Origin of the sequence: Leucobacter sp. M11, from assembly GCF_035726885.1 — a bacterium.
Lineage (GTDB): Bacteria > Actinomycetota > Actinomycetes > Actinomycetales > Microbacteriaceae > JAPFRB01.
The window spans coordinates 27,554-32,926 of record NZ_JAPFRB010000008.1 but is presented as its reverse complement, the minus strand read 5'-3'; the positions used below and the strand labels follow the sequence as shown (position 1 = coordinate 32,926).

The 5,373-nt window shown below is 70.1% G+C and carries 6 protein-coding genes; 4 read left to right on the top strand and 2 right to left on the bottom strand.

The features are described 5' to 3' along the window. Window positions 1-351: hypothetical protein (locus OOT08_RS18615; protein ID WP_325094388.1), on the top strand; the 351-nt coding region annotated here is incomplete at its 5' end. Window positions 352-412: 61 nt separating this feature from the next. Here the strand turns inward: OOT08_RS18615 and rpsT are convergent. Then, window positions 413-673, bottom strand: a complete 261-nt coding sequence (gene rpsT / locus OOT08_RS18610) for a 30S ribosomal protein S20 (RefSeq protein ID WP_325094386.1) — start codon at window positions 671-673, stop codon at window positions 413-415. A 272-nt stretch (window positions 674-945) separates the two neighbouring features. Next, a complete protein-coding gene (locus tag OOT08_RS18605) occupies window positions 946-1,311 on the bottom strand; it encodes a metal-sensitive transcriptional regulator (protein WP_325094385.1) in 366 nt (121 codons plus the stop codon). A gap of 145 nt (window positions 1,312-1,456) precedes the next feature. Here OOT08_RS18605 and lepA point away from each other — a divergent pair, with 145 nt between their 5' ends. From lepA to hemW, 3 genes are read left to right on the top strand one after another with little or no spacing between them, the layout of a single operon-like run. Then, window positions 1,457-3,313: a translation elongation factor 4 gene (gene lepA, locus OOT08_RS18600; protein WP_325094383.1), complete on the top strand. Its 1,857-nt coding sequence runs from the start codon at window positions 1,457-1,459 to the stop codon at window positions 3,311-3,313. Beyond that, a complete protein-coding gene (locus OOT08_RS18595; RefSeq protein ID WP_325094382.1) occupies window positions 3,310-4,122 on the top strand; it encodes a DUF1990 family protein in 813 nt (270 codons plus the stop codon). Before lepA ends, OOT08_RS18595 begins: the two co-directional genes overlap by 4 nt. Further along, on the top strand, window positions 4,123-5,349 hold the full coding sequence (gene hemW / locus OOT08_RS18590; RefSeq protein ID WP_325094381.1) for a radical SAM family heme chaperone HemW: 1,227 nt from the start codon (window positions 4,123-4,125) through the stop codon (window positions 5,347-5,349). Window positions 5,350-5,373 lie beyond the last annotated feature (24 nt).

Below are 5,373 nucleotides of genomic sequence, written 5' to 3'. Positions count from 1 at the left end.
GACATCCTCCGTAACATCGCCGAGCTGCCCGAGTGGAATCCCGCCCTCACGGCAATCGCGACCCGGGACGCCGTCGCCCGGCTGGAGCATCCCTACCCCGTCACCACCCGGCTCCCCGGGAGGGCGACCCTGAGCTACCTCAGCGTGGACGAGGACCGGATCTCCTGGGTGCTGCGCGTGGCGGGCAGCGTGGAGCGGGCCGAGTGGCTGCTCGCCCCCGAGGGCGCGGGAACCCGGGTCACCCACACGATGGCGCACTCCGGCACGGTGTTCTCGGTGTTGCGCCGAGCGATGGAGCAGACCCCGGGCCTCCGCCTCGACCGGCTCCGGGCGCGGGCCGAGCCAGCCTGAGCCCCGCGGGCACGAAAAAGCCCCCGTCCGAGGACGGGGGCTGATTGCTCGCGGAGCGAGATTAGATCTTGGCGGCCTTGGAAGCCAGAGCCGACTTGCGGTTCGCTGCCTGGTTCTTGTGGATGACGCCCTTGGAGGCGGCCTGGTCCAGCTTGCGGTTCGCGATGGCGACGTTCTTCACGGCGAGGTCCTTCTCACCGGCGGTGATGGCCTTGCGGGCGTTGCGGATCGCGGTGCGAAGCTCGCTCTTCACGGCGCGGTTGCGCTCGGTTGCCTTCTTGTTGGTGCCGATACGCTTGATCTGCGACTTAATGTTTGCCACGTTGTGTAAAACTTTCTTTCGAAATGGATTTCGGATAGTCCGTTCGGTGAGAGAGGGCACCTCGCGGATTTCGTATGGATAACACCACACGCAAGCCAACAACAAACTCTATCACCTCTGCCCAGCCCGCGGAACCGTTTTGGGCCGACCGGGCCGAGAAAGCTGCGGCTCGGGGGCGGCGATCCGCGAAATGTCGCGGGGAATCCGGCGAAACCCGCCGCGGATCCCGGAGCCGGTCGGCGCGCGCGGCTCGGCGAGGGTGGCGCGCGCGCCTAGGCGAGGGTGAGGAACAGCTTTTCGAGCTCGGCGACCGTGGGCGTGCCCTCGGGGCGGTCCTCCTCGGTGACGGTGACGCAGTCGCGCATCGCGTGGGCGATCATGAGGAACCCGGCCCGGTCCAGGGCGCGGGAGACCGCGGACAGCTGCGTCACGGCGTCCCGGCAGTCCGCCCCGTCGTCCACCGCGTCGATGAGGGCGGCGAGCTGACCTTGCGCGCGGCGGAGCCGGTTGCGCACCGCGCGACGCGTCTCCGCGTCGCTCTCGGGGGCCGGAACGGGAGCCAGCTCGGCAGCCGGGTCAGCAGTCAGGTCGGCAGCCTGCTCGGCAGCCAGCTCTGGGGTGTGCTCGGAGGAAACCACGCGTGCGTCCTTTCTCGGCGGCGCTTCGGAATCGGCCTGGGGGCCACGTCTGGGGCGGCGCGGGGGCCGACCCAGCAGGAGTGTACGCGCGCTGTCTGGGAGCGTTGGCCCCGCGAGAGCCCCGCGCATGGGATAATGGGCGGCAATGTCTCCACGCACTTTGAACCCACAGGTCCCCGCCGCGACCCCGCCGGCGTCGATCCGCAATTTCTGCATTATTGCGCACATCGACCACGGCAAGTCGACGCTCGCTGACCGCATGCTCCAGATCACCGGCTCCGTCCCCGACCGCGAGATGCGGGCGCAGTACCTGGACCGGATGGACATCGAGCGCGAGCGCGGCATCACCATCAAGTCGCAGGCCGTGCGGATGCCGTGGGAGGTCGACGGGAAGAGCTACGCGCTCAACATGATCGACACCCCCGGTCACGTCGACTTCAGCTACGAGGTCTCCCGGTCCCTCGCCGCCTGCGAGGGCGCGCTCCTCCTCGTGGACGCCGCGCAGGGCATCGAGGCGCAGACGCTCGCGAACCTCTACCTCGCGATGGAAAACGATCTGCAGATCATCCCCGTGCTGAACAAGATCGACCTGCCCGCGGCGGACCCCGAGAAGTACGCGCTGGAAATCGCGAACCTCATCGGCGGCAAGCCAGAGGACGTGCTGCGCGTCTCCGGGAAGACCGGAGTTGGCGTGGAGGAGCTCCTCGACTCGGTCGTGCAGAACGTGCCCGCCCCCGTCGGTGACGCCGACGCCCCGGCCCGCGCCATGATCTTCGACTCCGTCTACGATTCCTACCGCGGCGTGGTGACCTACGTTCGGATGATCGACGGCAACATCAAGCCGCGCGAGAAGATTCAGATGATGAGCACCGGCTCCAACCACGAGGCGCTCGAGGTTGGCGTGTCCTCGCCCGAGCCCGTGCCCTCCAAGGGGCTCGGCGTCGGCGAGGTCGGCTACCTGATCACCGGCGTGAAGGACGTGCGCCAGTCGAAGGTCGGCGACACGATCACGAGCGCGCAGAAGCCCGCCGAGCAGGCGCTGCCCGGCTACACGGACCCGAAGCCGATGGTGTTCTCCGGGCTCTACCCGATCGACGGCTCCGACTACCCGGTGCTCCGCGAGGCGCTCGACAAGCTGAAGCTCTCCGACGCGGCCCTGCAGTACGAGCCCGAGACCTCCGTGGCGCTCGGCTTCGGCTTCCGCTGTGGCTTCCTCGGCCTGCTGCACCTGGAGATCATCTCCGAGCGGCTGCTGCGCGAGTTCGGCCTCGACCTGATCGCCACCGCCCCCTCCGTGATCTACGAGGTCACGGGCGAGGACGGCAAGTCCGTGACCGTGACGAACCCGAGCGAGTTCCCCGGCGGCAAGATCATGAGCGTGCGCGAGCCCGTCGTGAAGGTCGCGATCCTCGCCCCGAAGGACTACGTCGGCACGATCATGGAGCTGTGCCAGAGCCGCCGCGGCAACCTGCTCGGCATGGAGTACCTCGGCGAAGACCGCGTGGAGCTGCGCTACACGATGCCCCTCGGCGAGATCGTCTTCGACTTCTTCGACCACCTGAAGAGCCGCACGCAGGGCTACGCGAGCCTCGACTACGAGCCGATGGGCGATCAGGAAGCCGATCTCGTGAAGGTCGACATCCTGCTCCAGGGCGAGCAGGTCGACGCCTTCAGTGCGATCGTGCACAAGGACAACGCCTACGCCTACGGCACGATGATGGCGGAGCGGCTGCGCAAGCTCATCCCGCGCCAGCAGTTCGAGGTGCCGATTCAGGCCGCGATCGGCGCGCGGATCATCGCGCGCGAGACCATCCGCGCGATCCGCAAGGACGTGCTCGCCAAGTGCTACGGCGGTGACATCAGCCGAAAGCGCAAGCTGCTCGAGAAGCAGAAGGAGGGCAAGAAGCGGATGAAGATGGTTGGCCGCGTCGAGGTGCCCCAGGAGGCGTTTATCGCCGCCCTGTCCGGGGACACCGAGACGAAGGACGCGGCGAAGAAGTGACCAAGCGCCGCGCCTCGCACGTCGACCTGGCCGTCAGCTACGGAGCTGTCGGCGCGTCAAACGACCCCAGCGTGCTCCGGTACCCGCCGGAGGGGTCGACGCCCTACGCGGAGGAGGTGCGGCTCGGCAGCGGGCAGGAGCGCTTCATCGCCGCCTCCAGCGCCCTGATGACCTGGGGTGCCCAGCGCGGCGCCGGCATCGAGGTGACCGAGCTGGTCGAGGGCGCGGGCTCCGAGTACCCCGGCATCGCCTTTAACGAGGCCGGCGACCCGGTGTCCGCTGGCGCCGTCGAGGAGACCCAGTACGCGCCGACCGGTGAGCGCTTCGTGACCGCGGGCACGTCGGCGACGCTCGTGTGGGCCGGGAAGCGCGAGCCCCGGCGCGTCCGCGTCGTCTACGTCGTGGACGAGAAGCACCGCGTCGGCTTTGCCATGGGCACCGCCGATGAGTCGGGCGCGGTCGGCGAGGAGCTCTTCCTCGTGGAGCGCCGCCCGGACGGCTCCGTGTGGGCCACGGTGCGCGGCTTCCTCACGGCCCCCAGCAACGGCCTGCTCGGCATCAAGGGCAAGGGCATCATCAAGGGCGCGCAGGCGAGCTCCCTGGAGCAGCTGCGGGCCCTGCTGCCCTTGCGGATGGTGGGCGACGTCGTCGACGCCGCGGAGACGCCTGCCCCGGAAGATGCCGCCGTGGCAGACCCCGCTGTGGCTGACCCAACCCTGGAAGACTCAATCCTGGAAGCCCCGGCCGTGGCAGATGCCGCCGAGGCAGCGCCCGGGCAGCCCGACGCCCCCGAGGACGGCGGGCGCTAGATGCCCAGCGTGACCCTCGCGGGCGATCCGGTTCCCACGGACGGCTCGCTCCCCGCCTCGGTGCTGCCCGGCGCCGAGGAGCGGGCGCTCGGCATCTACGTGCACGTGCCGTACTGCCTCGTGCGGTGCGGTTACTGCGACTTCAACACCTACACGGCGGAGGAGCTGCGCGGCACCAAGCGCGCCGACTTCGCGGGCCAGGCGGCCGAGGAACTGCGCTTCGGCGCGCGCGCCCTGCGCCGTGCCGAGCTCCCCGAGCGCCCCGTGAGCACGGTGTTTTTCGGCGGCGGCACCCCGACGCTGTTGCCCGCCGCCGACCTCGTGATGATGCTCGACACCATCCGCGAGGAGTGGGGGCTCGTCCCCGGCGCCGAGGTCACGACCGAGGCTAACCCGGACTCGGTTGACGCGGCGTACCTGCGGGAGCTTGCCGCGGGCGGCTTCACCCGGATCAGCTTCGGGATGCAGTCCGCGGTGCCGAGCGTGCTCGCGACCCTGGATCGCACGCACAGCCCGGAGCGGGTGCCGCTCGTGACCCGCTGGGCGCGCGAGGCGGGCCTGGAGTTCAGCCTCGACCTGATCTTCGGCACGCCGGGGGAGACGCGTGAGGACTGGGAGCGCTCCCTGGACGTTGCGCTCGCCTGCGAGCCCGATCACCTCTCCGCGTACGCGCTGATCGTCGAGGACGGTACGAAGCTCGCCGCCCGGATCCGCCGCGGCGAGATCGAGGCCCCGAGCGACGACCTGCACGCCGATATGTACGAGCTCGCGGACGCGAAGCTCGCGGCCGCGGGCTACGACTGGTACGAGATCAGCAACTGGTCCCGCGGAACCCAGCACCGCTCGCGGCACAACCTGTCCTACTGGACGGGGGAGGACTGGTGGGCGGCCGGGCCCGGGGCACACAGCCACGTGGGCGGGGTGCGCTGGTGGAACGTGAAGCACCCCGCGCCCTACGCCGAGCGCGTGAACCAGGGCATCTCCCCGGCGCACGCCCGCGAGGTCCTGGACGAGGAGACCCGCCGCGTGGAGCGCATCCTGCTCGGGGTGCGGCTCGCGGACGGCCTGCCGCTCAGCGAGCTCGACGCCGCCGGGCGCACCGAGGTCGCCGGGCTGATCGCCGACGGCCTCGCCGAGGGCGCCCCGGCGCTGCGCGGTCGCCTCGTGCTCACGCTGCGCGGCCGCCTCCTCGCCGACGCGGTCGTGCATCGCCTGCTCGGCACCTGACCGGACGCGGAACGCCTCGTCGAA

Bases quoted from the DNA above. Each gene is read 5' to 3' on its own strand.
- lepA (WP_325094383.1), top strand. From the start codon at position 1,457: ATGTCTCCACGCACTTTGAACCCACAGGTCCCCGCCGCGACCCCGCCG.
- hemW (WP_325094381.1), top strand. From the start codon at position 4,123: ATGCCCAGCGTGACCCTCGCGGGCGATCCGGTTCCCACGGACGGCTCG.